This window comes from Caulobacter sp. 602-2 (assembly GCF_011043625.1).
In the GTDB taxonomy this organism is placed as follows: Bacteria; Pseudomonadota; Alphaproteobacteria; order Caulobacterales; family Caulobacteraceae; genus Caulobacter.
In genome coordinates, this window is record NZ_JAAKGT010000007.1 from 87,476 (window position 1) to 114,418 (window position 26,943).

General features: G+C 69.1%; 21 protein-coding genes. 6 read left to right on the plus strand and 15 right to left on the minus strand.

The features are described from left to right. Positions 1–2,484 carry a TonB-dependent receptor gene (locus G5B46_RS15395; protein ID WP_205691706.1) on the minus strand — a complete coding sequence of 828 codons (2,484 nt, stop codon included), beginning with the start codon at positions 2,482–2,484 and terminating at the stop codon, positions 1–3. A 180-nt stretch (positions 2,485–2,664) separates the two neighbouring features. Here G5B46_RS15395 and G5B46_RS15400 point away from each other — a divergent pair, with 180 nt between their 5' ends. After that, complete coding sequence (locus G5B46_RS15400) at positions 2,665–3,579, plus strand: hydroxymethylglutaryl-CoA lyase (protein WP_165260033.1); 915 nt, start codon at positions 2,665–2,667, stop codon at positions 3,577–3,579. A 154-nt stretch (positions 3,580–3,733) separates the two neighbouring features. Here G5B46_RS15400 and G5B46_RS15405 read toward each other — a convergent pair whose 3' ends face one another. The 5 genes from G5B46_RS15405 to G5B46_RS15425 form a co-directional block, all read right to left on the minus strand. Then, on the minus strand, positions 3,734–4,147 hold the full coding sequence (locus tag G5B46_RS15405; protein ID WP_165260034.1) for a DUF2141 domain-containing protein: 414 nt from the start codon (positions 4,145–4,147) through the stop codon (positions 3,734–3,736). 14 nt (positions 4,148–4,161) lie between these two features. Beyond that, a complete protein-coding gene (locus tag G5B46_RS15410; RefSeq protein ID WP_165260036.1) occupies positions 4,162–5,337 on the minus strand; it encodes an aromatic ring-hydroxylating dioxygenase subunit alpha in 1,176 nt (391 codons plus the stop codon). Further along, entirely contained in the window at positions 5,334–6,548 is a 1,215-nt protein-coding gene (locus tag G5B46_RS15415; protein ID WP_165260038.1) for a serine hydrolase, read from the minus strand. Before G5B46_RS15415 ends, G5B46_RS15410 begins: the two co-directional genes overlap by 4 nt. After that, positions 6,548–7,441: an esterase-like activity of phytase family protein gene (locus G5B46_RS15420; RefSeq protein ID WP_165260040.1), complete on the minus strand. Its 894-nt coding sequence runs from the start codon at positions 7,439–7,441 to the stop codon at positions 6,548–6,550. The genes G5B46_RS15415 and G5B46_RS15420 overlap by 1 nt, the downstream gene beginning before the upstream one ends. A gap of 79 nt (positions 7,442–7,520) precedes the next feature. Next, positions 7,521–8,075 (minus strand): hypothetical protein, encoded by a 555-nt coding sequence (locus tag G5B46_RS15425; RefSeq protein WP_165260042.1) that lies wholly within the window; start codon positions 8,073–8,075, stop codon positions 7,521–7,523. Positions 8,076–8,448: 373 nt separating this feature from the next. On the opposite strand from G5B46_RS15425, the gene G5B46_RS15430 reads away from it, so the two are divergent. Further along, positions 8,449–10,989 (plus strand): TonB-dependent receptor, encoded by a 2,541-nt coding sequence (locus G5B46_RS15430; RefSeq protein WP_165260044.1) that lies wholly within the window; start codon positions 8,449–8,451, stop codon positions 10,987–10,989. A gap of 84 nt (positions 10,990–11,073) precedes the next feature. Beyond that, a complete protein-coding gene (locus G5B46_RS15435; protein ID WP_165260046.1) occupies positions 11,074–12,387 on the plus strand; it encodes an MFS transporter in 1,314 nt (437 codons plus the stop codon). Here G5B46_RS15435 and G5B46_RS15440 read toward each other — a convergent pair. The 6 genes from G5B46_RS15440 to G5B46_RS15465 all read right to left on the minus strand — a co-directional run bounded on the left by G5B46_RS15440 (position 12,384) and on the right by G5B46_RS15465 (position 20,788). Further along, positions 12,384–13,235: a Ku protein gene (locus G5B46_RS15440; protein ID WP_165260048.1), complete on the minus strand. Its 852-nt coding sequence runs from the start codon at positions 13,233–13,235 to the stop codon at positions 12,384–12,386. The two genes, G5B46_RS15435 and G5B46_RS15440, sit on opposite strands and share 4 nt — an antisense overlap. A 13-nt stretch (positions 13,236–13,248) precedes the next feature. Continuing rightward, positions 13,249–14,706 carry an alpha,alpha-trehalose-phosphate synthase (UDP-forming) gene (gene otsA / locus G5B46_RS15445; RefSeq protein ID WP_240903515.1) on the minus strand — a complete coding sequence of 486 codons (1,458 nt, stop codon included), beginning with the start codon at positions 14,704–14,706 and terminating at the stop codon, positions 13,249–13,251. Then, the gene (gene otsB, locus G5B46_RS15450; protein ID WP_165260051.1) at positions 14,703–15,497 is read right to left on the minus strand and encodes a trehalose-phosphatase; all 795 of its coding nucleotides are present in this window, start codon (positions 15,495–15,497) and stop codon (positions 14,703–14,705) included. The genes otsA and otsB overlap by 4 nt, the downstream gene beginning before the upstream one ends. A 133-nt stretch (positions 15,498–15,630) precedes the next feature. Next, positions 15,631–17,427 carry a glycoside hydrolase family 15 protein gene (locus tag G5B46_RS15455; protein WP_165260053.1) on the minus strand — a complete coding sequence of 599 codons (1,797 nt, stop codon included), beginning with the start codon at positions 17,425–17,427 and terminating at the stop codon, positions 15,631–15,633. A gap of 31 nt (positions 17,428–17,458) precedes the next feature. Then, positions 17,459–19,612 (minus strand): amylo-alpha-1,6-glucosidase, encoded by a 2,154-nt coding sequence (locus G5B46_RS15460; protein WP_165260055.1) that lies wholly within the window; start codon positions 19,610–19,612, stop codon positions 17,459–17,461. Positions 19,613–19,723: 111 nt separating this feature from the next. Next, a complete protein-coding gene (locus G5B46_RS15465) occupies positions 19,724–20,788 on the minus strand; it encodes a glycosyltransferase family 4 protein (protein WP_165260057.1) in 1,065 nt (354 codons plus the stop codon). Positions 20,789–21,058: 270 nt separating this feature from the next. Between G5B46_RS15465 and G5B46_RS15470 the strand changes: the two genes are divergently transcribed. The 3 genes from G5B46_RS15470 (at position 21,059) to G5B46_RS15480 (ending at position 23,790) form a co-directional block, all read left to right on the plus strand. Continuing rightward, the gene (locus G5B46_RS15470; protein ID WP_165260252.1) at positions 21,059–22,495 is read left to right on the plus strand and encodes a L,D-transpeptidase family protein; all 1,437 of its coding nucleotides are present in this window, start codon (positions 21,059–21,061) and stop codon (positions 22,493–22,495) included. Between the two features lie 233 nt (positions 22,496–22,728). Then, positions 22,729–23,409: a DUF882 domain-containing protein gene (locus G5B46_RS15475; protein ID WP_165260059.1), complete on the plus strand. Its 681-nt coding sequence runs from the start codon at positions 22,729–22,731 to the stop codon at positions 23,407–23,409. Between the two features lie 30 nt (positions 23,410–23,439). Further along, positions 23,440–23,790, plus strand: coding sequence for a hypothetical protein (locus tag G5B46_RS15480; RefSeq protein WP_165260061.1), 351 nt, complete (start codon positions 23,440–23,442; stop codon positions 23,788–23,790). A gap of 3 nt (positions 23,791–23,793) precedes the next feature. On the opposite strand, the gene G5B46_RS15485 is transcribed toward G5B46_RS15480, so the two are convergent. Genes G5B46_RS15485 through G5B46_RS15495 form a run of 3 tightly spaced genes read right to left on the minus strand, consistent with a single transcriptional unit; the run spans position 23,794 to position 26,941 of the window. After that, entirely contained in the window at positions 23,794–24,576 is a 783-nt protein-coding gene (locus tag G5B46_RS15485) for a polysaccharide deacetylase family protein (RefSeq protein ID WP_165260063.1), read from the minus strand. Next, on the minus strand, positions 24,576–25,505 hold the full coding sequence (locus G5B46_RS15490; protein ID WP_165260065.1) for a glycosyltransferase family A protein: 930 nt from the start codon (positions 25,503–25,505) through the stop codon (positions 24,576–24,578). The genes G5B46_RS15485 and G5B46_RS15490 overlap by 1 nt, the downstream gene beginning before the upstream one ends. Then, positions 25,502–26,941: a lipopolysaccharide biosynthesis protein gene (locus G5B46_RS15495; RefSeq protein WP_165260067.1), complete on the minus strand. Its 1,440-nt coding sequence runs from the start codon at positions 26,939–26,941 to the stop codon at positions 25,502–25,504. The genes G5B46_RS15490 and G5B46_RS15495 overlap by 4 nt, the downstream gene beginning before the upstream one ends. Positions 26,942–26,943: the final 2 nt, after the last annotated feature.

The following is a 26,943-nucleotide window of genomic DNA, read 5'->3' on the forward strand; positions in this document are numbered from 1 at the left end:
TCAGAACTTCACGGCGAGCTCGACGCCGAAGGTCGCACCGGCCGCGGGCGAGGCGAAGTTGCCGCCGAACTCCGGCGCCGGGATCACCTCGGTCAGGTACTTTTCATCCAGCACGTTGCGGCCGAAGGCCGTGACGCTCCAGGTGTCGGCTTCGAGGCCGGCCCGCAGGTCCAGCGTGGTGTAGGCGTCGCGGCGGCTCTTGGCGTAGTTGGCCCGGCCCAGCGCGCCGTAGCTCAGCTCGAAGACCGTGGGCGCGTCCTGGTCCTGCACGACGTGGAACCAGGTCGGTCCCGTGCCGCGCACGTCGGCCCGCAGGTGAAGGGCCAGGTTGTCGGGCAGCGGATGGACGTAGTCGGCCGCCAGGTTCCAGGTGTAGCGCGGCGTGTAGGGCGACTCGTTGCCGACGGTGTCGGGTCGCACGCTGTTCTTGCGGATCTCGCTGTCGGTGTAGGCCCCCGAGGCCTCCAGCGTCAGGCGGGAGGTCGCCTTGTAGCGCAGGCCCAGCTCCGCGCCCTTGATCCGCACCTCGTCGATGTTGGACACCACCCGCAGCAGGCCGAACGGGCCGACGAAGAACTCGAAGAACTGCATGTCGTCGACGTCGGTGTGATAGGCGGCCGCGTCGATGGTCAGGCGGCCGTCCAGCATCCGGCCCTTGGCCCCGATCTCGAAGCTGCTGGAGACTTCCTTGTCGAAGTCATCGCGGATGCTCACCGGCTTGTAGCCGGCGGCCGTGCGCACCGGATTGACGAACAGGTTCACGGTGGCGGCGCTGCCCTGGCTGTTGAAGCCGCCCGACTTGAAGCCCACGCCCCAGTCGCCATAGAGCGTCCAGTCGTCGCTGGCCTTCCAGCGCAGGGCGATCTTGGGCTGGATCTGGTCGTAGGTCTTCTTCTGGTCCTTGATGCCGCCCGGATTGATCGTGGCGTCCAGACCCGGATTGAGCGCCGCGCCGCCGGTGTAGGGCGGGCCGTTGAAGTCGATGTACTTGGTGCGCGCCGCGGTCGGCACCAGGTTGTGCACCTTGCGCTCCTCGCGGTCGTAGCGCAGGGCCAGCGAGCCTTCGAGGCCGGGCGTGATGTCATAGGCCAATTGGCCGAACACGGCCGCCACATCGCTTTTGAAGTCGTCCCAATAGAGCTGCTCGGTCGAGTAGGCAGACGAGGAGGGCACGTAGAGCGCGCGCGGAACCTCGCCGCCGCCGTCCAGGCCCGTGGCCACGCCGACCTCGCGGTCGATGCGCAGGGCGTAGGCCCCGACCATCCAGCGCAGCGGCTGGTCCGAGCGCGAGGTCAGGCGCAGCTCTCCCGAGACGTCGCTCTGGTCGCGCTTCTGGTACTGGTAGCCGTCGCAGGCGGTCGGGGTGTAGGGGCCGAAGAACGAGCCGGCCGCCGTCGGCGCCAGGTACTGCGGCGCGGGCAGGGTGATCCCCTTGGCGGTCAGGTTGGCGATCGAGGCGGCGCAGGCGGCGCTGGCGTTGAAGAACCCGAACGAGGCCGAGGTGCCGTCGGCGACCAGGTCGTTGTCGATGTCGGAATAGAGGGTCCAGGCCGTCAGGGTGGCGAAGCCGAGGTCCCGCTCCAGCTTGGCCGAGACCTCCAGCGCCTGCTGCTCGTTGGTGTGCGGCACGTTGTTCTGGAAGGCGAAGCGGTGGTCGTTGACGTCCTCGTAGTACGAGGGCGTGGCCAGCACCGAGGCGAAGGCGGGCAGGGCGAAGACGGCGTTGTAGGCGATCGAGCCGGCGGTCACCTCGCCATAGCGGGCCTTGAGGTCGAGCTTGGTCTTGTCGTCCAGGCGCGCCACGAGGCGGCCGTTCAGATTGTAGCCCTCGAAGCGGTCGACCGCGCCGCCGCCGAAATCGCTGCCCCAGAAGCCGTCGGTCTTGCGGAAGTCGGCCGACAGGCTGCCGGAGATCCGCTCGCTCAAGGGACCGGCCACGCGGATGTCGCCGGAAAAGCTGTCGCGGTTGCCGACGCTGATCTTGCCCGCGCCTTCGAAGGCTTCGCCCGGCTCGACGGTGGAGACGATGATCGCGCCGGCGGCGGCGTTGCGGCCGTAGACGGCGCCTTGCGGGCCCTTCACGACCTCGATCTGGCGCAGGTCGGAGAACTCGCGGTTGAAGGCGGCCGGGTTGGCCATCTGCACGCCGTCGACGACGAAGGCGAACGAGGCCTGGGCGTCGCGGGCGCCGTTGACCCCGCGGATGTTGACCTGGGCGTCGCCCTGTTCGGCGGCCTGCACCAGGCTGACGCCCGGCGTCAGGGCCACGAAGTCGGCGGCGCGGGCGACGCCGGCGGCCTCCAGCGTGGCCTGGCTCAGCGCCGAGACGGCGGCGGGCACGTCGCGCAGGTTCTCGGCCCGCTGGCGGGCGGTGACCATCACCTCGTCGACGGCGGTGGGCGCCTCCTGGGCCGAAGCGGCGCCGGCCCACGTCAAGGCCAGCAGCGAAGCGCCCATCAGGGCCATGGTTCCTTGGGTGTTCATCGATCAGGCTCCCCTCCAGTGATCGGGGGTGAGCTTGCGCCGCGTACCGACGTTCGCTGCGCGGCCGCGCGGGCTCCCCGCCTGTCGGGCGCCGGGGGCGGGACGCTGGCTTCGCGGGCGCCGCCACGCATCCTCGCGCGCCATGCCTGCCCGCCTCGCGGGCGTCGAGGAGCCTGCGTCATGACCACCCGTATCGAGATCGTCGAGGTGTCGCCCCGCGACGGCCTGCAGAACGAGAAGGCCATGGTCTCCTCGGCCGACAAGGCCGCGCTGGTGCTCAAGGCCGTGGAGGCCGGCGCCCGGCGGGTCGAGGCAGTCAGCTTCGTCAACCCGCGCGCGGTGCCGCAGATGGCCGACGCCGACGAGGTGATGGCCCGCCTGCGCGGCCAGCAGGACCTGCGCGCGCGCGGCGTGTCGCTGATCGGCCTCGTCCTGAACCGCCGTGGCCTGGACCGCGCCATCGCCGCCGACGTCGACGAGGCCAATTTCGTCGTGGTGGCCAGCGAGACCTTCAACGCCCGCAACCAGGGCGTCCCGATCAGCGAGACCCTGCGGCAGATTTCCGAGGCCCCCGAGGTCGCGCGCCAGGCCGGCCTGAAGCTGGGCGTCACGATCGCTGCGGCTTTCGGCTGCCCGTTCGAGGGCGAGGTGGCGGTCGAGCATGTGGCCCGCATCGCCGCCGAACTGGCCGATTATGGCGTCGGCGAGATCACGCTGGCCGACACCATCGGGGTGGGCGACCCGCTGTCGGTCGAGACCCGGTTCGGCGCCGTCCGCGCCGTGGCGCCGGGCGCTGTCCTGCGCGCCCACTTCCACAACACCCGCAACACGGGCCTGGCCAACGCCTTCGCCGCCTGGCGCGCGGGCGTGGTCAGCCTGGACGCTTCCATCGGCGGCATCGGCGGCTGTCCGTTCGCCCCGGCCGCTACCGGCAACGTGCCGACCGAGGACCTGGCCTACATGTTTTCACGGATGGGCGTGGCGACGGGCCTGGACCTGGCTGCGCTGATCGATGCGGCCGGCTGGCTCAAGGGCGTGCTGGGCGCGCCGGCCCTGCCGGGCATGGTCTCGAAGGCGGGCGGGTTTCCGGCCTAAGAGAACCTCCCCCTCTGGGGGAGGCGGCCGAAGGCCGGTGGGGGGACGTTTTCAGCCGCCGCGGCGCTGGCCGATCTGGCGGCAACTCCCCCCACCGATCGCTTCGCGATCACCTCCCCCACAGGGGGAGGTTCCTGTTTCGTCAGGCTTTCGCCTAGTACTTCAGTCCCACCGCGACGCTCGCGCCGTCGGCGCCGACGTCGACCGCCGAGTCCTCGAACTTCGGCGGGCCGAACCGGGCCTTGGGGTCGCGTGACAGGCCCACGCCGTCGGCGGGCAGGCCAAGAGCGGTCTTCTTCATCACGCCGTCGCCGTCCTGGTCGTGGAAGGCCAGGAACGACCAGCGGCCGGCCGGCAGGCTGGCGAACTTGGCGGTCACCCCGCCCGAGGTGGCCGGGACCTTCACGTTGTAGGGGCAGGTCTTCAGGAACGTGGCCTTGTCGCAGGCCGACACCACGACCTGGCCCTTGGTGTTCTGAACCCCCGAAACCTTGACCTCCACGGAGGCCGCTTGAGCGGCCCCCGTGACGGCCAGCGCGGCGACGAGGACGAGGATGCTCGGTCTCATGCGCGTCGCTCCCGCTATTCGGCCGCGGCCGGCGCGGAGCCGCCGTGGCGCTGTTTCAGGGCCTCGGCCCGCACCCGCTCGCCGTCGACCAGCGGCACGGTCTTGAGCAGGAAGTCCTTGCCCTCCTTCGGATCGGCGCGGTCGGGCGAGGGGATCACCATCGCCCGCTTGCCCTGCACGTCGCGCTCCATGGCGTCGACGTCCAGCGCCCAGCCCTTCTCGATCAGCTCGCGGCGCTTGTTGCGCCAGGCCACCATGATGCCGTCCGACTTCACGCTGACTTCCTCGTGCAGATAGACGGGCAGCAGCTCGGGGCAGACCTTCTCCATGATCACGCGGTCCTGCTCGAAGATTCGCAGGGTGCGGCGGCGGCTGTCGCCGTCCCAGATCTTCTGGGTCAGGAAGTTGCGGGCCATGATCCAGCGGGTGATCGTGGTGGTCTCGTCGATCGGCGTGTTGACGTCGAAGATCACCGTCGACCAGGTCGGCGTCGGGCGGATCTGGATACGAACGTGCGCGCCCGAGACGTGGAAGCCGTTGCGCACGGTGACCATGCTGCGCTTGGCCTTGCGGAAGAACTTCCACATGCCCTTGTACTCGGGGGGCACGAACTTCAGTTCGGCATAGGCCGACCACTCGTCCTGCTCGAGGGTGAACTCGTGGACCTGCGGGGCTTCCTTGTCGCCGAAGCTGGGGTGGACGAACGCCGCGTGCGAAGGGTCGATGCCGTTCTCGGTGATGCGGGCGTAGTTGGCCTTCCACTCGTAGGTGCCGCGGATCTTGCGCCAGGACGGATCCTCGAACTCGGGGAACGGCGGCAGGGGCGGGCGCTCGGCCTCGGGCAGGTCGCCCATGAACACCCAGATCATCCCGTACTTTTCCAGCACCGGATAGGAATCGACCTTGGCGCGCGGCGGGATCTTCACGCCGGGCTCCTGCGACGGGATCTTCACGCACTTGCCGCCGCCGTTGAAGCGCCAGCCGTGGTAGGGGCACTCGATGGCGTCGTCGACGACCATGCCGCTGCCCAGCGAGGCGCCGCGGTGGATGCAGACGTCCGACAGGCAGCTGACCTTGCCCTTGGAGTCGCGGAACACCACGAACTCCAGGCCCAGCATCTTCACCCGCTTGTGGCCGCCATTCGGAATTTCGTCGCTGTACTCGGCGACGTACCACTGGTTCTTGATCATGGCGCCTTCTCCGGCTGCGGGGCGGCGGGGGCCGCCAGACCGCGAAGAATGAGATTGGGTATCCTGGTGTCGTCCCAGTCGTCGAGATCGACGCCGTCGCGCAGGACGACCAGCTTCTGCGAGGGCACGATCCACAAGCGGCGCTTGCCCCAGCCGTCGAGGAAGATGGCGTCCTCGGCCGCGATCGGCTCGGCCGAGACGCTGGCCTTGTCGGGGCGCTCGGGCGAGTAGATGCGGTTCTTGACGAACGGGCGGCCGCGCCAGATCTGGAAGCCATAGCCCGGATTGGCCTTGCCCGGCGCGCTCATGGCCGCGACGTACTCGGCGGGCAGCACCTGCTTGCCCTCGAACGACCCGCCGTTGGCCAGCATGATGCCGATGCGCATCCAGTCCTGGACCTGCGAGATCATGCAGCAGTCGCCGTGCGACAGGCCGCCTTCCTTGGCCAGCCACAGCGAGCCGTCGTGCATGCCCAGCGGCGCGAACAGCTTCTCCGACATGTAGTCGGCGAAGGTCTTGCCGGTGGCCCGCTCGACGATGACGCTCAGCGCCACCGGGTCGGGGTTGTGGTGGCCGAACACCGTGCCTGGCGGATGCACCGCCTTCAGGGCCAGGTTGTCCTTGGCCAGGTCCGGCGACAGGAAGGTGCGGATGGTGCTGGACCACGGCGCGTAGGAATAGTCCGGCGGCTCCAGGCCCGACGACATCTGCAGGAGGTCGCGGATGGTGATCCTGGAGCGCTCGTCGTTCTTCCACTCGGTGATGAAGTCGGCGGCCGGCTGGTCGACCGACTTGATCTTGCCGTCGGCGATGGCCGCGCCGATCAGCATGCCGGTCATGGTCTTGGTGAAGGAGTGGGCCTTCATCACGGTGTTGGGGCCGACGCCGTTCCAGTAGCGCTCGTAGACGATCGCCCCGTCCTTGACGACGATCAGGGCGTCGGACTTGCGTGCGCCGGCGTACTCGGCGGCGGCCTCCAGCGCGGCGGGATCGATCCCGGCCGCCTGCGGCGTCGTCTTGGGCAGGGCGGCGCTCGGCGCGCCCTTCACGACGGCGACGGGCTTGTACCAGTCGATCGGCGGCTCGAGCGGATTGACGGTGAGGGCGCGGAAGTAGCGGCCCCAGTACAGCGGCGCGGCCGCATAGGTGGCCGCGCCCGCGAGGACGACGGCGCCTAGGCCGATCAGCAGGATCTTGCGCTTCTTCGCCATCAGGACGCCTTCACTTCGACGATCGAGGTCACGCCGAACGGGATGTCGAGCTTGACGCTGGCGACCAGGTCGCCGCTGTCCAGCGCGATCTTGGCCAGTTGGCCCGAGAAGAAGTCGCCGGCCCAGAAGTGCGCGCCGTCGTCGGTGACGCGCAGGAACGACCAGCCGCGGCCTTCGGGCACGGCGTAGGTACGCGCCACCGAGCCGTCCTGGGTCACGCGGCGCACTTCATTGCCGCAGCTGACCAGAACGTCGTCGTCGGGCGTGGCGGCGATCCCGAACACCATGCCCGGCGGATCGGTGCGCACATAGAGCGGCGGCAGCTGGGCGTCGGCTTCGATGTCGTAGCGGAACACGGTGTGGCCGGTCTCGGAGACATAGGCGGCGGTCTTGCCGTCCGACAGCACGGTCAGGTGGGTGACGCCCAGGAAGCCCATCACCCCGCCGTGGTACTCGGGACGATAGAAGCGCACCACGCGGCCGTCGGCGTCGAAGCGCACCAGCCGGCCTTCGCCGGTGAACGGCGGGGCCTGGCCCGACAGGTGCTCGCCGGCCAGGGCGCCGCCGTCGGGCAGGAACACCATCGAGCCGAGGCCGCGGCCGGGGAGGAGCGAGGCCTGGCCCGGCACGCGAAGCCCGTTGGCGTCGATGCGGGTGACGTTGCGGGCGAAGGGGTCCAGCGCGTTGAGCTCGCCGGTGCGGGGATTCACCGCCAGGCCCGAAACCATGCCGAAGTCGCCCGTATGCAGCGCCGCCTTGGTCTGCAGGTCGGGGCCCAGGAGGAGGATCCTGGACAGCCCGAGCTTCAGCTTGTCGTCGGTGACCATCGTCGCGGCCACCCAGAGGTCGCCCGCCTGGGGTTTGACGGGGAGAGAGAGGGGGTCGCCGAACATCAAGGTCTCCGCTTGCGGTCAGGCCCGCGCTTGGCGGGATGCTCGGAGACTTTCAAAAGGGGACCGACCGGTCAATTTTCTAGTCGGCGTTATCCGCCTGACGAGAAACGGCCGCATCGACGCCGGTCTGGTAGCGGCCCATCACGTGATCCAGCATGCCCACGACGCGCTCCCACGCCAAGTCGTCATGCAGGTCGAAGCCGAAGAAATTGGGCTCGAACTTGGCGCGCATGCCGACATAGGACACTGCCGACAGCATGGTCATGGCGATGGCCAGCAGTTCCTTGTCCTCGCTGCGCTGGCCGATGAACAGGCGCTCGTACTCTTCCCAGATGCGGATGCGCACGGCGGTGACCGCGTCGCGCAGTTCCGGCGGGCCCGCGAACTCGCCGGCCATGATGGTGGCCACGGCGGGGTGGGCGCGCAGCGACGAGGCGTAGGTGCGCACCAGCATGCGCAGGCGCTCCATCGGCGGGCGCTGGTGGAAGGTCTCCAGCGGTTCGTCCAGCATGTCGGAAAGGCGGGGCCAGATGCCGGTGCGGCGCACCCAGGCGTCGGCCACGCCCCCCAGTCCGCCGAAATAGTCATATATTTGTTTCTTGCCGACGCCGGCTTCCTTGATTAGGGCGTTCACACCCGCGTCGTGGACGCTTCCGCGCTCCATAAGACGCCCGAACGCCTCTACGATCGCTGCTTCGGTGGCGATCCGGCGCGATTGCCGAGGCTTGGTTGCGGGCGCTACGTCTGTCAGCATGGCGGGACTTTCCTGAACTCCTATCCGATGGACGGACAAACGCTTTATCGCAAGACCTGTATTGGTCCGGCTCCATCATCTTGACCGTCGGGGAACAGTCGCGGGGAACGCGGCGGGGTGTGGTCAAGATTTGAAGAGGGGAGTCATGACCAAGTCGGCAATGAGTATCTATGGCGCGAGCGCGAGCGCTCTTACGCTTCTGATTTGTTCGGGGCAAGCCCTCGCGCAAACGACGACTTCGGAAGAGTCCACGGTGATTGGGGAGATCACCGTCACGGCGCGTAACAAGTCTGAATCTTCCCAGGACATTCCGATCACGATCAACGCCGTGTCGGCCGAGACGATCGAACGTCGCAACATTTCCGATATCAGCCGCGTGGCGCAATCGACCGCCGGCCTGACCTTTGACCAGGGGCTGACGCCCAGCGACACGCGTCCGGCCATCCGCGGCGTGCAAGCGGTTCGGGGCCGTCCGAACGTGGCCATCCTGGTGGATGGGGTCGACACGTCTTCGGAAGCCTTCGCCACCGCCGGCGGCGGCGCGCTGGCCAGCTTGCGCTTCGTCGACGCCGAGCGCATCGAGATCGTGAAGGGCCCGCAGAGCGTGCTCTACGGCCGTTCGGCCTTCTCGGGCGCGATCAACTACATCTCCAAGCGTCCGAACCTCGGCGAGTTCGAGGGCAAGATCAGCCTGGAGGCCGGCGACTTCGGCCTGAAGGAAGGCAAGGTCTCGGTCTCGGTCCCGCTCGTGCAGGACAAGCTGGCGATCAACCTGAACGCCGGGGCCTGGGAAAACGACGGCCAGTACCTGAACAGCGTCAGCGGCAAGCGCGTCGGCGGCGGTGAAGCCAAGGGCGCGGCCTTCAGCGTGCTGATGAAGCCGACCGAGAAGCTGACCGTCTTCGCCCGGGTGCAGAGCTCGCACGAAGAATACGATCAGATGGCCCGGGCCTACATCACCGCGGTCAACCCGCTGACCGGCACGGCCAACACCGCCAATCTCGGCGTGGCCGTCACCGATCCCAGCAACAATCGCCCCGGCTTCACGGTCAAGGGCGACCTCAGCGACGCTGCGGTGGTCAAGAGCCAGACCATCGCCTATTCGCTGGATCCGCGCACGGGCAAGGACTTCAAGGGCACGGTCACGGATGCGACCCGCGCCTCGTTCGAGGTCAACTACGAAAGCGACTGGGGCACGTTCACCTCGCTGACCGGCATCACCCGCGGCGAGACCACCCAGGTCCAGGACTTCGACAACTCCAACAACAGCCTCAGCGGCAACGTGCTTCCGCTCTATGCGGGCATGGCGCCGTTCTACGGCTCGCTCTACCAGTACCTGGGCTTCCTGCGCGCCTACGGCCTGAACTACTCGACCGTGGCCCCGACCGGCGGCCTGCCGGCCATCGGCTTCTCGGTGATGCTGGACGATGACTTCGACACCAAGCAGCAGAGCCAGACGCTGCGCTGGAGCAAGGACTTCGGCAAGCTGCGCACCTCGCTGGAAGGCCTGTACTTCCACGAGCAGGCCAGCCAGATCAACAAGGACCAGTTCTGGATGCGCGAGGGTTCCGACCCGCGCCTGACCATCCTGACGGCGCTCTTCATGGGCGGCGGCGCCACGGCGACCGGGGCCTTCCAGGCACCGACCACGACCGCGAAGGCCACGGCGGACTATCCGCTGAAGATCTCGCGCGAGACGGACTCGCTGTCCTGGGCCGGCAGCGTCGAATACGACGTCACCGACGCCCTGACCCTGCGCTTCGACGGCCGCTACATCGAGGAACGCGTCGCCTATCGCGGCAGCCCGTACCAGCCGATGTACTACCGCCTGTTCGGCGTGCAGCTTGTCTGCCTGCAGCAACTGGGCTGCGCCGCCGGTCCGGCCGGCACCGCCGCCGCGCGGGCCGCCCAGCTGGCCAAGACCACCCAGGTCGACAAGAAGACCGTCCGCGCGGACGCCTTCACGCCGAACTTCGTGGCCAACTACAAGCTCACCTCGCGCAACTCGGTCTATGCGTCGTACGGCGAAGGCTTCAAGCCGGGCGGCGTCGACACCACCGGCACCAGCGGCAGCGTCGACTCCACCTTCAAGCCGGAGAAGCTGCAGAGCTTCGAAATCGGTTCGAAGAACGTCTTCCTGGGCGGCGACCTGGTCCTGAACGGGGCGATCTTCTTCAACCGCTACAAGAACCAGCAGATCGGCACCACCAAGGTGCTGGGCGGCACCTCGGTGCCGTCGGTCGAGAACGCCGGCGAAAGCGAAAGCAAGGGCATCGACCTGACCAGCGACTGGCGGGCGACCCGCTGGCTGACGCTGAGCGGCAACTACACCTACACCGACGCCGAATTCACCGACTACAAGGTCCCGACCCCGGGTTACTTCGACCGGATCGAGTCCAACGGCGGCGACTACACCGGCAAGGCCGTGCCGCTGACGCCCAAGCACAGCCTCAACATCTCGGCGCTGATCAGCGGCGAACTGCCGACGCTGGCGAACTGGAGCTGGACCACGGAACTTTCGGGCCGCTACCAGTCCAAGCGCTACATGACCCAGAACAACCTGACCTGGCTGCCGAGCTACTTCGTCTCGGACCTGCGGGCCGGGATCACCGACGGGTCGTGGAGCGTCGACGTGGCGGTGACCAACCTTTTCGACGACGACACCCCGAAGAACGCCATCGCGGCGACCGACTTCGGCTTCTTCGACCTCAACAACAACACGCCGCCGCGCTCCTACGTGGTTTCTCTGCCCGAGAAGCGCGCCGCCTCGATCCGCATCAGCAAGACCTTCTGATCGCGCTGATCGAGTGACCTGCAAGGCCCGGCGCCCCTGCGCGCCGGGCCTTTTCCTTGCCCCCAAGTTTTTCTGGAGTTCCCGATGGCAGCGTCCAAGAACCCCGAGCGGTTCGGCATACTGGCGATCGAGCCCGGCGTGCGCGCCGGCCACATGTGGACCGCGCTCTACGCCGCCTTCGTCAACATCGGCCTGGCCACCACGGTGGCGGTGATGACGCCCTATGTGCTGAGCGCGAACCTGGGCGTGCCGCTGGATCGCCAGGGCTCGGTCCTGGGGATTCTGAACCTCGTCAACGAGGTGGCGCTGCTGTTCGTGTTCGGCCTGGCCGGCGCCCTGGCCGACCGGGTGGGCCGCCGCGCGGTCTACGCCATCGGTTTCCTGGCCACGGCGGCGGGCTACCTGCTGTTCCCGCTGGCCACCAACATCTGGGACCTGTCGCTCTACAAGGTGGTCTACGCCATCGGCATCGGGGCGACGACCGGCATGCTGTCGACCATCCTGGCCGACTATGTGAAGGCCCGCGACCGGGGCAAGATCGTCGCCCTGTCGGGCATTCTCAACGGCCTGGGCGTGGTGGTGCTGGCGCTGGCCATCGGCAAGCTGCCGGCCGTGTTCGTCGGCCAGGGCATGGACGAAAAGACCGCCGGCCAGGCCGCGCTGGCCATCGCCGCGGCCCTGTGCCTGGTCTCGGCCGCCGTCATGTGGCTGGGCCTCAAGCCCGGCGTGACGACGCGTTCGGTCGAGCGGGTCAAGCTCTCGACCCAGCTGGGCGTCGGCGTCGCCGCCGCCAAGGCCAATCCGCGCATCGTGCTGGCCTACGCCTCGGCCTTCGTGGCGCGCGGCGACCTGGCCATCGTCGGCGCCTACGCCATCGCCTGGGGCAAGAAGGCGGCGCTGGAGGATGGCGCGAGCCTCGCCGACGCCCTCGACCAGGGCCGGATCCCGTTCATCGTCGCCCAGTCGGCGGCGCTGCTGTGGCCGGTGGTCGTGGCCCTGATGATCGACAAGGCCCACCGCCTGACGGCCCTGGCCGCCTGCATGCTGCTGGGCGCGGTCGGCTACCTGGCGACGATGTTCATCGACGACCCGCTCAGCAAGGCGGCGCTGCCGCTGTTCGTGCTGCTGGGCGTGGGCCAGATCAGCGCCTTCATCGGCTCCCAGGCCCTGATCGGCAAGGAAGCGCCGGAAGAGGGCAGGGGCGCCGTCATCGGCTTCTTCAACCTGTGCGGCGCCTTCGGCATCCTGGTGCTGGGCACCCTGGGCGGCGTGCTGTTCGACGTGATCAGCCCGGCCTCGCCCTTCGTGCTGGTCGGCATCCTCAACGCGGCGGTCGGCCTGGGCTGCATCTATCTGCGGCTCAAGGAGGCCAGGTCGCCGGTGGCGCAGGAGGCCTAGGAAGCTTTCCTGGTCTTGGCGGAGGCGGCCTTCTTCGGGGCCGCCTTCTTCGCCGGAGCCTTGGCGGCGGAGGCCTTGCCGCCCAGGCTCTTCTTCAGCGCTTCCATCAGGTCGACGACGTTGGTGTCTTCGGGCAAGGCGGCTGTGACCTTGGTCTTGCCGCCCTTTTCCTTGCGCTTGATCAGGTCGCGCAGGGCCTCCTCGTAGCGGTCCTTGAAGTCCTTGGGCTCGAACGGCCCGTCCTGCTGCTCGATGATCTTGCGGGCGATGGCGATCATCGACGGATCGGCCTTCTTGGCCGGAATGTCGTCGAAGAGGTCGGCCGGATCGCGCATCTCGTCGAACGCGCGCAGCGAATAGGCCACCAGCCCCTTGCCGCGCGGCTCGATGGCCAGCAGGCGCTCGCGGGTGTGCATCACCACCCGCCCCAGCGCGATGCGTTTCGCGCCGGCCATGGCGTCGCGGATCACAGAATAGGCCTCGACCGCCAGCTTGCCGTCGGGGACCAGGAAATAGGGATTGTCCCAATACAGGCGGTCGATGTCGGCCACGTCGACGAAGCGCTCGATGTCGATGGTGCGGGTGCTTTCCAGCCGCACGCTCTCGATCTCTTCCGGCGTGACGATGACGTAGCGGTCCTTCTCGACCTCGTAGCCCTTCACCAGGTCGGCGCGCTCGACGGGGCCGAGGTCCGGATCGGTGGCCACCATCCTGATGCGGTTGTGGGTCTTAGGGTGCAGCAGGTTGAAGCGCACCTCGCCGCCGGGATTGGTGGCGGTGTAGAGCGCCACCGGGCAGGTGACGAGCGAGAGCCGCAGATGGCCCTGCCATGTGGGACGCGGGGCCATCTGCGTGTCGCTCCTACTTCTTGGCGCCGACCAGCGCCTTCTTCACCGTGGTCACGGCCGGCTCGTCGGGCGTCTCGGTGTTGGCCGCCATGACCGTCGGATCGCCCTTCAGCGCGGCCACGAAGTCGTCGCGCCAGGCGGTGACGTCCTGGCGGGTGACGTTGTCCATCAGGTCCTCCCAACGACGCTTGCGCTCGGTCTCGTCCATGGCAAGGGCCTGGGCCAGCGCGTCCGAGATCTCCTCGGGGCTGTTGGGGTTGATGATCAGCGCCTCCTTCATCTGCCGCGCGGCGCCGGCGAAGCGCGACAGGATCAGCACGCCCGGATCCTCGGGGTTCTGCGAGGCGACATACTCCTTGGCCACCAGGTTCATGCCGTCGCGCAGGGGCGTGACCAGCGCCGCCTTGGCCGCGCGATACACCCCGGCCAGCTCGTCGCGCCGGTAAGAGCGATTGAGATAGCGGATCGGCGTGAAGTCCATGTCGGCATAGGCGCCGTTGATCCGGCCGATCAGGCCGTCCAGGCGGCTGCGGATGTCCTGGTAGGCCTCGACCTCGTCGCGCGACAGCGGGGCGATCTGCAGCAGCATCACCTCGCGGCGGGCGTCCTCGTGGTCGTGCAGGAAGCGCTCGAAGCCCAGCAGGCGCTCTTCCAGGCCCTTGGAGTAGTCGAGGCGGTCGACGCCAACGACCATCTTGCGGAACACGCTGTGGGCCGCCATCCGGTCATAGACCCGCATGGCCCGCGGGCTGCGGGTGATGCGGGCGAAGTCGTCGGCGTCGATGCCGATCGGGAAGGCCCCGGCCTCGGTGATCTGGCCGAAGGCGCGCAGGCGTCCGTCCTCGGTCTTCTCGCCGCCGACCTCGTTGAGCACGTAGCCCTCGAAGGCCTGCAGGCTCTCCTCGGTCTGGAAGCCCACGACGTCGTAGTGGAACAGCGCCTCCACCAGCGGCCGGTGGCGGGGCAGGGTGACCACCAGCTGGTGCGCCGGCCACGGGATGTGCAGGAAGAAGCCGATGCGGTTGGTCACGCCCAGCCGCCGCAGCTCCCGCGCCATCGGGATCAGGTGGTAGTCGTGCACCCAGATGATGTCGTCCGGCTCGATCAGCGGGCGCAGGGTCTCGGCGAAGCGCTTGTTGACCCGGTCGTAGCCCTCGCCGAACGAGCGGTCATACGCCGTCAGGTCGACGCGATAGTGGAACAGCGGCCACAGCGTCTTGTTGGCGTAGCCGTTATAGTACTCCTGGTAGTCGCCTTCCTCGAGGTCGACCGTGGCCACGGTCACGCCCTCGACGCGCTGCATGTTCAGCTGGCCGGTGAACTCGGGCGTGGTCTTGCCGCTCCAGCCGAACCAGATGCCGGAATACTCGCGCAGGGCCGCGGCCAGGGCCATGGCCAGGCCCCCGACGCTTTCCTCGCCCTTGCCGGACGGCGGATTGACACGGTTCGAAACGACGATCAGGCGGCTCATTGGGTCACCTCGTTCTTGGCGACCGATCGGGCGGCGGCGTCCAGCCAGGCGTGGACGGCCTGCGGGCCCTCGAGACGGTAGCTGGCGGCGGTCGGCCGTTCGGGCCCGACCAGCACGCCATAGCCGCCCAGGCGGCGGGCGGCCTCGAAGCCGTCCTCGTCGGTCAGGTCATCGCCGATGAAGATCGGCAGCGCGCCCTGGAAGGCCGGTTCGCGCAGCAGGGCGGCCACCGACGAGCCCTTGTCCTGGCCCGGCGTGCGCAGTTCGGCGACCATGTCGCCCAGCTGCAGAACGAGGCCCGTCTGGCGCGACAGGCGCTCGGCCGCCTCGATCACCGCGTCGGCGGCCGACGGGGTGTTGCGGTAGTGCAGGCCGACGCTGAGGTGCTTGTCCTCGAACAGCAGGCCGCGGTCGCAGCGGGCCAGGTCGCCCAGCACGTCGCGGGCCTCGGCCAGGCCTTCGTGGGGCTGGGCGCGGAACACGCCCTCGGGGGTGCGGCGCTCCAGGCCGTGCACGCCGGCCATGTAGGCCAGGCCGTTGTCGCCCAGGATGCGGGAAAGATCGTCCAGCGAACGGCCGCTGATCACGGCCACGCGGTCGTCGAAGGCTTCGCGCAGGCGCGCGATCAGCGCCGCGCGCTCGGCGTCGGGGCCGACGTCGTCAGGACGCGGCATGATGGGCGCAAGCGTTCCGTCGAGGTCGAGGAACAGCGCGCAGTTGGCAGGAATACTGGTGGGCGGCGGCGGAAGATCCGACGACGCAAGCCGAGCGGCAGACCCGTACGTGGTCATGCAGTTAGGCCCCTTTCACTATGGAACTCAGCCGCCAAGAACGCCCCGGCGCCGGGTTCGATCCCCCCGACGTGCCGGTCGGGGGGTCACGTTTGACTGACCAAAACGTGAGGCCGAAGGGGTTGACCTAGCTTCAGCGTACCGAAGTCCAGGGCCTGCTGAGCAGCGCCGCGCAGTTGATCAGACCTACCAACGAATAGGTCTGCGGGTAGTTGCCCCACAGCTCGCCGTCCTCGAATCCGATGTCCTCAGACAGCAGTCCGGCCGAGGTGCGGCGGTCCAGCATTTCCTGGAACAGCGCCCGGGCTTCCTCGACACGGCCTTCCAGATAGAGCGCCTCCACCAGCCAGAAGGTGCAGATGTTGAAGGCCGTCTGCGGGGTGCCGAAATCGTCGGGCAGGGCATAGCGCAGCAGGTAGCTGCCCTTGCGCAGCCCCGCCTCGATGGCCGCCACCGTGGCCTTGTTGCGCGGGTCGTCGGCGGCGATGAAGCGCAGGTCCACCAGCTGCAGCAGGCTGGCGTCCAGCTCCTCGCCGCCGAAGGTGGCCGCGAACCGGCCCAGCGTCTCGTTCCAGGCGTGGGTGTCGATGGCCTCGCGCACCTTGGCGGCGCGGTCGTTCCAGAACTGGGCGCGGTCGGTAAGGCCCAGCTTCTCGGCGACGTTGCCCAGGCGGTCGCAGGCGGCCCAGCACATCACCGACGAATAGGTGTGCACGTTGGCCCGGCCACGGAACTCCCACAGGCTGGCGTCGGGCTGGTCGTGCAGCTGGAAGGCGCGTTCGCCCACGGGCTCCAGCGCCTTGAAGTCGTCGACCGTCGCCGGCCGCAGCAGGCGCTCGTCGAAGAAGGCCTGGGTCGAGGACAGGATGATCTGGCCGTAGACGTCGTGCTGCTGGTGCTCGAAGGCCTGGTTGCCGATCCGCACCGGCCCCATGCCGCGATAGCCGGGCAGGTCGGGGGCGAAGCGTTCCACAAGCGCCGGCTCGTAGCCCACCCCGAACAGCGGCTGGATGTGGCCGCCGGCCGCCCGGTCGACGATGTTGCGCAGGTAGGAGAGGTAGTTCTCCAGGATGTCGGCCGCGCCCAGCCGGTTCAGGGCCTGCACCACGTAGTAGGCGTCGCGCAGCCAGCAGTAGCGATAGTCCCAGTTGCGGCCGCTGTTGGCGTGTTCGGGGATCGAGGTGGTCATGGCCGCGACGATCGCGCCGGTCTCTTCGTGCATGCAGAGCTTGAGGGTGATGGCCGCGCGGATCACCGCCGACTGCCAGTCCAGCGGCACGGCCAGGCCCCGCACCCAGTTCAGCCAATAGTCCTCGGTCTGCTGCAGCATCCGCGCGCAGGTCGCGCCGACGTCGGCGTCGAAGCCCTCGTCGGCGCCCAGGAACATCGCCAGCGTCCGCTCCACGCGGAAGGTGCGCTCTTCCAGGATGTGCGAGACCGGGCAGTCGGTCGTCAGCCGCAGCGTCATGTCCGAGCACAGGTAGCGGATGTGGTTGGAGCCGTTGGTGTGCTCGGCCAGGCGGCCGCCCCAGTTGGCCGTGGGGCGCAGGCGGATGGTGGCGCGGCACACCCCGTTGATCGGCCGCACCAGGCGGATGAAGGCGGTGGGGCGATAGATCCGGCCGAACTGCTGGAAGCGGGGGGAAAAGTCGATGATCTCCAGGCTCGCCCCGTCGGCGTCGGTGACCACGGTGCGCAGGATCGGGGTGTTGCGCAGGTAAGCCTGCTCGATCTTCACCGCGCCGTCGACCACCACGTCCCACAGGCCCTTGCCGCCCTCGAACGGCGGCTCGAGGCCCCCCAGCAGGGTGCTGAACACCGGGTCGGAGTCGATGCGGGGCATGCACCCCCACACGAAGCGGCCGTCGCGGTCGATGAGGGCGCTGACCGAGCAGTTGCCGATCGGGAACAGGTCGAGGTTCTGGGGCATGGTCATTGTTCTTGTTACGCTTTTGGGAAAATCAGCAGCGGGTCAGGATCGGCACGGTCGAGCGCCGTCCGCCCTGGACGGTGACATGGCGGCCGACATGCTCGAACGCCAGGTCGGTCAGGCGCTCGCCGACGCCCAGGTTCTCGATCGACAGGCTGTCGATGCCGATCGGCAGGCGGGGCTCCTGGATGCGGATCTCGCCGGCCCAGCCGTCGACGGTGATGCCCAGGCAAGCCTGCAGCATCATGAAGGCCGAGCCGGCGGCCCAGGCCTGGGGCAGGCAGGCCACCGGATAGGCCACCGGCGGCTCGCCCGGCTGCCGGGGAAAGCCGCAGAACAGTTCCGGTAGCCGCATCTCGTAATGGGCAGCCGTCTCGAACAGGCCCGAGGTCATCCGCACCACGCCGTCGCGATGGCCGTAGCGCGCCAGGCCCATGGCGCAGATCGCCGTGTCGTGCGGCCAGACCGAGCCGTTGTGATAGCTCATCGGATTGAAGCGCGGCTCGCCCTCGGCCAGGGTCCGCACGCCAAAGCCGTTGTTGAACGCCGCCGACAGCAGGGTGTCGGCCACCTTGGCCGCGCGCTCGGGCGAGGGCAGGCCGCAGAACAGCAGGTGCCCCGGATTGGAGCCGCGCACGCGGCAGGGCTTGCCGTGGCCGTCGACGGCCATGGCGTAGAAGCCCTTGTCCTCCATCCAGAACCGCTCCTCGACCATGGTCCGCAGGTGCTCGGCCTTGGCCGCCCAGCGCTCGGCGTCGGCGGTCTCGCCCCGACGGCGGGCCAGGTCGGCCATGCCCCTGAAGGCGGCGAAGGCGTAGCCCTGCACCTCGACCACGGCGATCGGCCCGTCGGGGAACTTGCCGTCGGCGTGGAAGACGCTGTCCTCGCTGTCCTTCCAGTTCTGGTTGGAAAGGCCGGTGTCGGCGCCGCGGGCGTAGTCGATCAAACCATCGCCGTCGCTGTCGCCGAACTGCTCGATCCAGGCCACGGCGGCCCGCAGGGCGTCCCACAGGGTGTCGATGAAGGCCAGGTCGCCGGTGCGTTCGGCGTAGGCGCAGGCCAGGGCCACGAACAGCGGGGTGGTGTCGACCCCGCCGTAGTAACGGCCGAACGGCAGTTCCCCCAGGCGCGTCATCTCGCCCTTGCGGGTCTCGTGCATGATCTTGCCGGGCGCGCTGTCGCGAAAAGCGCTGACCTCCTCGGCCTGATGTTCGGCCAGGTATCCCAGCACGCCCTTGGCCAGCCGGGGCTCGATCCACAGCACCTGCCAGGCGGTGATGATCGCGTCGCGCCCGAACGGGGTCGAGAACCAGGGGATGCCGGCATAGGGATAGGGGCCGGTCTCGAATTCGGTGGTCAGCAAGGCCAGATCCGCCCGCGACTTCTCCAGCCAGTCGTTGAAGAGGCGGCCCGACGACTTCAGCCGCGCCCCGCGCCGGCGACGGCCGCGCATGTCCAGTCGCGCCCGGGCGGCGGCGGCCCGCCAGCGCTCGCGGGTCGGCGGGTGGTCGGGCACGGGGCCCACCTCGAGATAGAGGTCGAAGTGGGTCTCCGGCGTCAGCATGAACATGAACTCGGCCCGCTGAGGCGTCAGGCGCCCGGGCGGTTCGGAAAAGGCGATCACGCTGTCGCGGCGCAGCTCGTCCAGCCCCTGGTAGGCGAAGTGCACCGAGCGGCCGTTCAGTTCGGCCGGCAGCACCCGGCCCCTGGCCTTGCGCTTGGAGCCGCGCACCTCGAACATGTCGTGGAAGTCGGCGTCGTACTCCAGGGCCACCGGCAGGATGACCATGTCGCGGCTGTAGTTGACGAACCGCAGGCGCTCGTAGAGGCGCTCGGCCCACAGAAAACGCTTGCGCTCGACATGGATCGCGCCGTGCGGCGCCGAGGCCCCGCCCAGCGACGGCAGGGTCTGGTTGGTCGAGTGCGAGGTGAAGAACACGTTGTCCTGCGAGACGCTGGCGCTCAGCAGGGCCGGCGGCCGGCCGCCGATCAGCAGCCGCAGGCGCGACAGCAGGCGGGTGTCGTCGTGGAACAGGCCGTCGGCCGCGCCCAGCACGTCGCCGAAGGCGTCGGCCACCAGGAAGGTGTCGCGATCCTTCAGGGCGAACAGCCGATAGGGCACGCGCGGTTCGCCGGTCTCGCCATGCTCGCCCGCCGTCACCGGGGTCGGCGCCATGTCGTCCATCTCGATGCCCCTTGTCTAAACGCGATCAGCGGCCGCGCCAGGGGAGGCGCGGTCGCTGAACTTGGAAACACAATGCGGCGTCAACCCGGCGGGCTTCGGCCGTCTTTGAGGTCACGCGGTCTGGGCCAACATCAGGCGCGGCGCGCGGGCCGCCTCGTCCAGATGCGCGTAGAGGTCGAGATAGCGACGGGCCATGGCGTGGGCCGAGAACCGCAGTTCGAACCGTTCGCGCACGGTCTGGCGCGACAGGTCGGGCAGGCGGCGAAGCGCGGCCACCGCCTCATCCTCGTCGTCGACGATGAAGCCGGTGACGCCTTCCTCGATCACCTCGGGCACCGAGCCCCACTGGTAGGCGATCACCGGCGTGCCGCAGGCCATGGCCTCGATCATCACCAGGCCGAACGGCTCGGGCCAGGCGATGGGGAAGAGCAGGGCGTCGGCGCCCCCTAAGAAGGCCGACTTCTCGGCGTCGCCGATCTCGCCGACGAACTCGATCAGCGGATGGTCCAGCAGGGGCTCGACGACGGCGTGGAAGTATTCGCGGTCGGCGACGTCGACCTTGGCGGCGATCTTCAGCCGGCGGCCCATGCGCTTGGCGATGGCGATCGCCCGCTCGGGGCCCTTCTCCGGCGAGATCCGGCCGAGGAAGGCGAGGTAACCCTCCGATCTCGGGTGATATTCGTAGATCTCGGCGCACATGCCGTGCAGCACCGTGCCGGCCCAGTTGGCGAAGGGCAGGGGCGTGCGCTGGCTGTCGGAGATCGAGACCAGCGGAAACTGCGGCCAGCGCCGGTAGACGCCCGGCAGGTCCTTCAGGTCCAGCCGCCCGTGCAGCGTGGTCAGGGTCTTTTCCGCCACGTCCTCGAACAGCGGGAAGTGCAGCATGTCGGTGTGGAAGTGGATGACGTCGAAGGCGTCGGCGCGGCGGCGAACCTCGGCCAGCATGGCCAGGTGCGCGGCGAGGTCGGATTTCAGCGGGGCGGGGTCCAGGCGGATGGCCTGGTCGCGGACGACCAGCAGGTCGGCCTTGGTCCTGGCTTCGGCGGAGGCGAACAGGGTGACCTCGTGGCCAAGGTCGACAAGCGCGTCCGTCAGGTGCGCGACCACCCTTTCGGTGCCCCCGTAGAGCCGTGGGGGCACGGCTTCATACAGGGGCGGAACCTGGGCGATTCTCATCTTGGCTGTCCTGACAAGGACGATTGTGGCGCAAAGGCGCCGTCGTCGAACTGCAAACCGCGAGTGTGGCCGGAAGGTTCCGCAACGTGAGAAAGAACCAAAACGGGACCTTGGCCGTTGCAGTTTCACGATCCTCGCGTTGACGACCCCGACGCGGAATTGCCATTTGGGAAGCGCGCGGAGGGGCCGCGTGCAACGTGCGTGCGAGACCCGTCGACGGTGAGCCAGAGCCTGAAAGTTTCGACCGTCCTGCTCGGGGCGGCCCTGTGGATGTCGGCGGCCCCGGCCGTTCTCGCTCAAGCTCAGGTCCGGCCGGCCCGCGCGCCGCAGCAGGCGCCCGTGGCGGTGCCCGCGCCGCCGGCCCTGCGCGCCGACCAGATCGACCTCTTGGCCAAGGCTCTGAACGACGCCCCCTCGCACGGTTTCGAGCCCGGCGCCTTCGCGCCCGACCGCGCCCTGGCCCTGCTGGACTCGCGCAGCGCGTCCGATCGCCAGGCCGGCGTCACCCAGCTGGTCGCCCTGACCATGCGCTACGCCAAGGCCGTGCACAGCGGCCGCTTGGCGCCCGCCGACTTCGACGGCAACTGGGGCCTGCGCCCGGCCGCCTACGATCCCGCGCCCGGCTTCGCCGCCGCGGTGCAGAACGATCGCCTGGCCGGCTGGCTGGAAGACCTGTCGCCGCCCTATACCGGCTACCAGACCCTGCAGAAGGGCCTCGTCGTCTATCGCGATCTGGCCGCCAAGGGCGGCTGGGCCGTGATCCCCGAAGGCCCGCCGCTGAAGCTGGGCGACAAGGGCGACCCGCGCATCGCCCAGCTCGAAGCGCGCCTGGCGGTCGAGGATCCGACCATCGCCGTCGACAAGGCCCCGGTGTTCGACGAGGCCCTGCAGCAGGCCCTGATGCGCGCCCAGAAGCGCTTCGGCCTCAATCCCGACGGCGTGTTGGGCAAGGGCACGCTGGCGGCGCTGAACGTGCCGGTGCAGCTGCGCATCGATCAGATCGTCGCCAACATGGAGCGCTGGCGCTGGCTGCCCGAGGAGCTGCCGGCCGACCGCATCCAGGTCAACATCGCCGCCGCCGTGATGAGCGTCTTCCACCACGACGCGCCGACCCTGACCATGCGCGCCGTCACCGGCCGTCCGGGCGACGAGACGCCGATGCTGCAGTCGCAGATCCACTCGATCGTGCTCAACCCGCCCTGGAACGTGCCCAGCTCCATCGCGACCAAGGAGCTGTGGCCCAAGGAGCGCGCCAATCCGGGCTATCTGGCCCGCAACGACTTCATCGTCATCCCGACCGAGGGCGGCGGCACGCGCCTGCAGCAGAAGGCCGGCGACAAGGCGGCGCTGGGCCTGGTGAAGTTCGACTTCAACAACCCCTACGGCGTCTACCTGCACGACACCCCGTCGCGGGCCAAGTTCGCCAGCTACAGCCGTCTGGCCAGCCACGGCTGCGTGCGCCTGGAAAAGCCCATCCCGCTGGCCAAGCAACTGCTCGACGGCAGCACCGAATGGACGCCCGAGAACGTCGACGCCACCATCGCCTCGGGCAAGACCGTGCGAGCCCAGCTGCCCAAGCCGATGGCCGTCTACCTGCTGTACTGGACCGCCTACGTCACCCCCGACGGGCAGGTGAATTTCCGCGACGATCCGTACGGCTGGGATCGGACGCTGGTGCAGCGTATCGCCGCATCGAAAGCCGTCTGAGCGCCTCGCCCAAGCTCTCAAGCCGCTGTCTTTGCAGCAGTTGAAGCGTGGCAGGAGCGGTGAATGCTCATGCTTTCAGCGGCCGCGCGTCCATCCGCCCGGCTTGACCCGACGGCCTTCGTCAGGCCTCTTTTTGTGCGTAAGCTTTTCCGATCCGGAAAGTTTATCGCGTTCTAAGTGAGCGCGGGCGGCCCCTTGGGCGGCCTGACGCAGTCAGTCGGGAAAGCGTATCGATGATCGAACGACGCAAGCTCCTGGGCCTTGGCCTGGGTGTGCTGGGCGCCAGTGCGGTCGGGCCGATGGCGGCCTTCGCACAGTCCAAGTTCGGCCCTGGGGCCGACCCCATCGCCGACCTGCTGATGAAGCAGGGCGACCTGGGCAATGCCGCCGAAGGCATGCCCGATAACGGCCTTCCCGAAGCGCCGGTTCCCGCGCCCGAGCCGAAACGCATCATTTCCGCCGAGCCGCGCTGGGTGAAGCTGCACAACGTGCACACCCAGGAAAAGCTCGAGGCCGTCTATTTCGAGAAGGGCGAGTACGTCCCCGACGCCGTCCAGGCCCTCGACAAGGTGCTGCGCGACTATCGCACGGGCGACGTCGCCCCGATGAATCCCAAGCTTTTCGACATCATGGCTGGTCTCGCGGCCCGCACGGAAAGCAAGTCGCACTTCCAGATCATCTCCGGCTATCGCTCGCCCAAGACCAACGCGATGTTGCACGCGCGCAGCGGTGAGGTCGCCAAGCGCAGCCTGCACATGGACGGCAAGGCGATCGATCTCTATCTGGAGGATGTCTCCCTGGATCGGCTGAGGACTGCGGCCCTCGACCTGAAGCAGGGCGGCGTCGGGTACTATCCCGTCAGCAATTTCGTTCACGTCGATGTCGGCGCGGTCCGACGCTGGGTCGGCTCCTAGGATCGGAGCCTTCCCTTTAGGGAGCTCCAGATGGCCAAGGCCGAACGTCGCGGCAATCCGTTGGGATGGATCGTCCTGGGTTTCGTCGTCGGGGCGGTCGCCGCCCTGGGCGTGATCCTGGTGGTCAGCGCCGGGGTCGGTTTCGAAAGCTCCGGCTACGAGGAAGGCGCCGAGGTCCGCACCGCGGCCGATGATGCGGCCAGCGCCGCCACCACCCGCACGCCCGCCGCCCAGGCCCCGCCGCCGGCGGTCGCGCCCGAGCCCGAAAAGCCGCCGGTCGTCGAGGCTCCCCCCGCCACGCCCAAGCCCGCGCCCGAGATCGACCCGCAGATGGCCGACGACGCGGCGGCGGCAGGGATGACCTCGCGGACGCGTCAGTAGGCGCTACAGCCCGATCCGTCGGGCGCCCTCGGCCACGGTCACCACGTCGAAGCCGGCGTTGACCGCGCCGTCGACCAGCCGCTCCAGCGCTTCCACCGTGCAGCCCCAGGCCGACGGCTGCTCGGCCACGTCGTGGGTGTAGAGGATCAGCCAGGCTTTTCGACGGTGCGCCTGGTCCAGCCAGTGCAGGGCCACCTGCTCGCCGTCCTCGCCCTCGATGCCGACCGCCGGCGCCTGGTTGAGGTCGGCGCCGTTGGCGATCAGGCCGTGGTGCAGGGCCCTCAGGGTCTTGAAGCGGCCGGCCAGGGCTGTCTTGGCCGGCGCGGCCACGTCGCCATACGGGTAGGCGAAGCTCACCGCGTTTCCCACGCCCCACGCCGCCAGGGCGTCGGTGTTCTGCGCCACGTCGGCTAGCGCGACCTGCGTCGTCGCCTGGCCGCAGTCGAGGTGGCTGAAGGTGTGGCAGCCGATCTCGTGGCCGGCGGCGTGCAGCCGGGCGGCGTCCTCGCCGGTGGCGTAGCGGCCCATCGGGCCGTCGCGTCCGGTCAGGCCGGCGGCGAAATAGTAGGTGCCTCGAAAGCCCCGGCTTTCCAGAACCCGGGCCCCGGCCTCGCAGGCGGTGGCGGGCGCGTCGTCGAAGCTGAACGACACGATCGGCCGTTCCAGCTTCACCCGCGCCGGGCGGCGGTGCTGCAGGCGGATCAGCCGGCGGCGCACCTTGCCCTTCAGCGAGCGGTCCGGCTCGTAAGCGTCGACTTTCTCGTAGGTTTGCTCGACTGCGGTCATCACACGGCGTCCGAATAGAGGGCGGCCCGATAGAGCCGCATGGAAAAGGCGCGAAGCGGGGTGGGCAGGCTCTCGGCCAGGGCGACGGCCTTCAGCCAGGGCCGCCAGGTCCCGCGCAGCGGAACCGCCTTCAGGGCCTTGGCGACCTTGTAGCTGGGATAGGCGCTGACCACGTCGCGGTGGGCGGCCACCACGCGGGCGAAGTTGGCGGCCGACTGCTCGTACTTGGCGGCCATCACCGGCGCGGGATCCAAACCGAGGTGCGTGGCCGTGTTGTCGACGTGCAGGATCGGATGGGCGCGCGCCACCCGCATGGCCCATTCGACGTCCTCCCAGCCCCAGCCGGCGAAGCCCTCGTCGAAGGCGATGGTCTCGAAGACGTCGCGACGCACCAGCAGATTGGAGGTGAAGACGTGCTTCTCCGGCGCCTGGGACCGCTGCGGGGCGGGCGTGCAGTCGCTCTTCAGCGCCATGGCCCGATGCAGGGCGTGCTCGGGACGGATAGGGGTCTGGTCTAGCGTGAAGCCGCCGAAGGCCACTGGGGCGTCGTCGGCGGCCACCGCCAGCCAGCGGGCCAGGAAGTCCTTCGGGTCGGGCAGCATGTCGCTGTCGAGGAACAGAAGGTGGCGTCCCCGGGCGTGCGCGGCCAGGCGGTTGCGGCCCTGGGCGCGGCCGGCGTTGCGCGACAGGCGTACGAAGCGGGCGGGGCGCTTCAGGCCCGCGGTGATCTTGCCGATCCGCGCGGCCAGGGCCTCGTCGCCGCCGCCGTCGTCCAGCACCACGATCTCGGCGGAAGCGTCCTTCCCGTCCAACGCGCGCAGCAGGGCGGCCGGGTCGTCGCGATAGGTGGGGATCAGCACCGACAGGCGCGGCGTCGCGCCGGCCCAGGCGGCGTTGTCGGTCACGGTTTCGGTGATCGGGGCGCTCATGCGGTGCGGAACCTGCGGGTGATGACGGCCAGCCTTGCGCGGGCGCCGCCGGCGTCGAGCAGCAGGGCCGCGCCGCCGAAGGTCGCCGCGCCGAGGCCGGCCTTGAGGATCAGTTCGAAGAGACCGCCGATGTCGGGCAGGGCCAGCACCAGCGCCGCCATCAGGGCGCAGGCCAGGCCCGTCTTGGCCAGGGTTTCCCACGGGATCGGCAGGGCGCAGGCCTTGCGGCCCAACACGCCGGCGGCGATCGCGCCCAGGGCGTAGCTGGCGGTGGTCGCCCACAAGGCGCCGGAAAGGCCGAAGCGCGGGATCAGGATCAGGTTCAGCGCCAGGTTGGCGCCGGCCGGGATCGCCATGCAGGCGCTCAGCATCGTCGTGCGCCGGCCCAGCGTGAAGGCCTGCAGCAGGTAATAGGTGGTCACGCCCGACAGCCAGCCGCTTGCGGCGATCCACGGCGTCACGCCCGCCGCGCCCTCGCGCAGGGCCGGGCCGATCATCACCTCGGTCAGCGGACGGGCGACCAGGGCCAGGCCGACGGCGGCCGGCAGGGTCAAGAGCACCATGAAGTCGGCCTGCTCGCGGGCGCTTTCCACCAGCGCCGGCCGGCCGCCGCGCTCCAGCGCCGCGACCATGGCCGGACCGCCGGCCATGCCCAGCCAGATGAACACCACGTCCAGCGTGCGCGAGCCCAGCGAATAGCCGGCGTGGTAGACGCCGACCGCGCTCTCGTCGAGGAAGGCGGCCAGCAGGAAGCGGTCGGTGGTCGACAGCACCAGCGCCAGGATCAGCGAGAAGGCCACCGGCACGCCGTAGGCGGCGTAGGTCCTGGCCATGGCCTTGTCGAAGCTTCCGCCCTTCAGGCGCTTGAGGTCCGTCGGCAGCACGAACACCAGGCACAGCAGCGCGACCGCGCCCGTGCCCAGGATCGGGGCTGCGCCGCCCAGGCCCACCAGGGCCAGCACCAGCCCCAGGGCGAAGCCGCCGACCGTCTGGATCACGTCCAGCAGGGCCGCGCCCGACACCTCGCCGGCGGCGCGGCGGCGCTCCTGAGACATCTTGGCCAGGCTTTTCACCGCCGCGGCGGCGAAGGCGGCGGCGATCGCCGCCTTCAGCGCCGGGGCCATCGGCCAGAAGCGCAGCACCAAGGCGGCCAGCACTGGGATCGCCAGGGCCATCAGGATCCACAGGCGATAGAGGGTGGCGAAGTGGTCGGGCAGGCGGCCGTCCTCATCGGCGCGGGCCAGGAAGCGGGCCATGGCGGCCTCGGTCCAGGTCAGGAACGCCGTCTGGGTCAGGCTCAGCACCGAGAACGCCAGCGCATAGATCCCGTACTCGGCCGGAGACAGGATCTGCGTGAACAGCACGATCGTCAGGAGGCCGACGACCCCCTGGGCGATGTTGACGGGCAGGTAGCCCAGGACGCCACGCCAGAACATGG

What these genes read in the sequence shown, in the direction of transcription:
- G5B46_RS15395 (WP_205691706.1), bottom strand. Translation starts at nt 2,484, where the DNA reads ATGAACACCCAAGGAACCATGGCCCTGATGGGCGCTTCGCTGCTGGCC.
- G5B46_RS15400 (WP_165260033.1), top strand. Translation starts at nt 2,665, where the DNA reads ATGACCACCCGTATCGAGATCGTCGAGGTGTCGCCCCGCGACGGCCTG.
- G5B46_RS15405 (WP_165260034.1), bottom strand. Translation starts at nt 4,147, where the DNA reads ATGAGACCGAGCATCCTCGTCCTCGTCGCCGCGCTGGCCGTCACGGGG.
- G5B46_RS15410 (WP_165260036.1), bottom strand. Translation starts at nt 5,337, where the DNA reads ATGATCAAGAACCAGTGGTACGTCGCCGAGTACAGCGACGAAATTCCG.
- G5B46_RS15415 (WP_165260038.1), bottom strand. Translation starts at nt 6,548, where the DNA reads ATGGCGAAGAAGCGCAAGATCCTGCTGATCGGCCTAGGCGCCGTCGTC.
- G5B46_RS15420 (WP_165260040.1), bottom strand. Translation starts at nt 7,441, where the DNA reads ATGTTCGGCGACCCCCTCTCTCTCCCCGTCAAACCCCAGGCGGGCGAC.
- G5B46_RS15435 (WP_165260046.1), top strand. Translation starts at nt 11,074, where the DNA reads ATGGCAGCGTCCAAGAACCCCGAGCGGTTCGGCATACTGGCGATCGAG.
- G5B46_RS15440 (WP_165260048.1), bottom strand. Translation starts at nt 13,235, where the DNA reads ATGGCCCCGCGTCCCACATGGCAGGGCCATCTGCGGCTCTCGCTCGTC.
- otsA (WP_240903515.1), bottom strand. Translation starts at nt 14,706, where the DNA reads ATGAGCCGCCTGATCGTCGTTTCGAACCGTGTCAATCCGCCGTCCGGC.
- otsB (WP_165260051.1), bottom strand. Translation starts at nt 15,497, where the DNA reads ATGACCACGTACGGGTCTGCCGCTCGGCTTGCGTCGTCGGATCTTCCG.
- G5B46_RS15455 (WP_165260053.1), bottom strand. Translation starts at nt 17,427, where the DNA reads ATGCCCCAGAACCTCGACCTGTTCCCGATCGGCAACTGCTCGGTCAGC.
- G5B46_RS15460 (WP_165260055.1), bottom strand. Translation starts at nt 19,612, where the DNA reads ATGGACGACATGGCGCCGACCCCGGTGACGGCGGGCGAGCATGGCGAG.
- G5B46_RS15465 (WP_165260057.1), bottom strand. Translation starts at nt 20,788, where the DNA reads ATGAGAATCGCCCAGGTTCCGCCCCTGTATGAAGCCGTGCCCCCACGG.
- G5B46_RS15470 (WP_165260252.1), top strand. Translation starts at nt 21,059, where the DNA reads ATGTCGGCGGCCCCGGCCGTTCTCGCTCAAGCTCAGGTCCGGCCGGCC.
- G5B46_RS15475 (WP_165260059.1), top strand. Translation starts at nt 22,729, where the DNA reads ATGATCGAACGACGCAAGCTCCTGGGCCTTGGCCTGGGTGTGCTGGGC.
- G5B46_RS15480 (WP_165260061.1), top strand. Translation starts at nt 23,440, where the DNA reads ATGGCCAAGGCCGAACGTCGCGGCAATCCGTTGGGATGGATCGTCCTG.
- G5B46_RS15485 (WP_165260063.1), bottom strand. Translation starts at nt 24,576, where the DNA reads ATGACCGCAGTCGAGCAAACCTACGAGAAAGTCGACGCTTACGAGCCG.
- G5B46_RS15490 (WP_165260065.1), bottom strand. Translation starts at nt 25,505, where the DNA reads ATGAGCGCCCCGATCACCGAAACCGTGACCGACAACGCCGCCTGGGCC.
- G5B46_RS15495 (WP_165260067.1), bottom strand. Translation starts at nt 26,941, where the DNA reads ATGTTCTGGCGTGGCGTCCTGGGCTACCTGCCCGTCAACATCGCCCAG.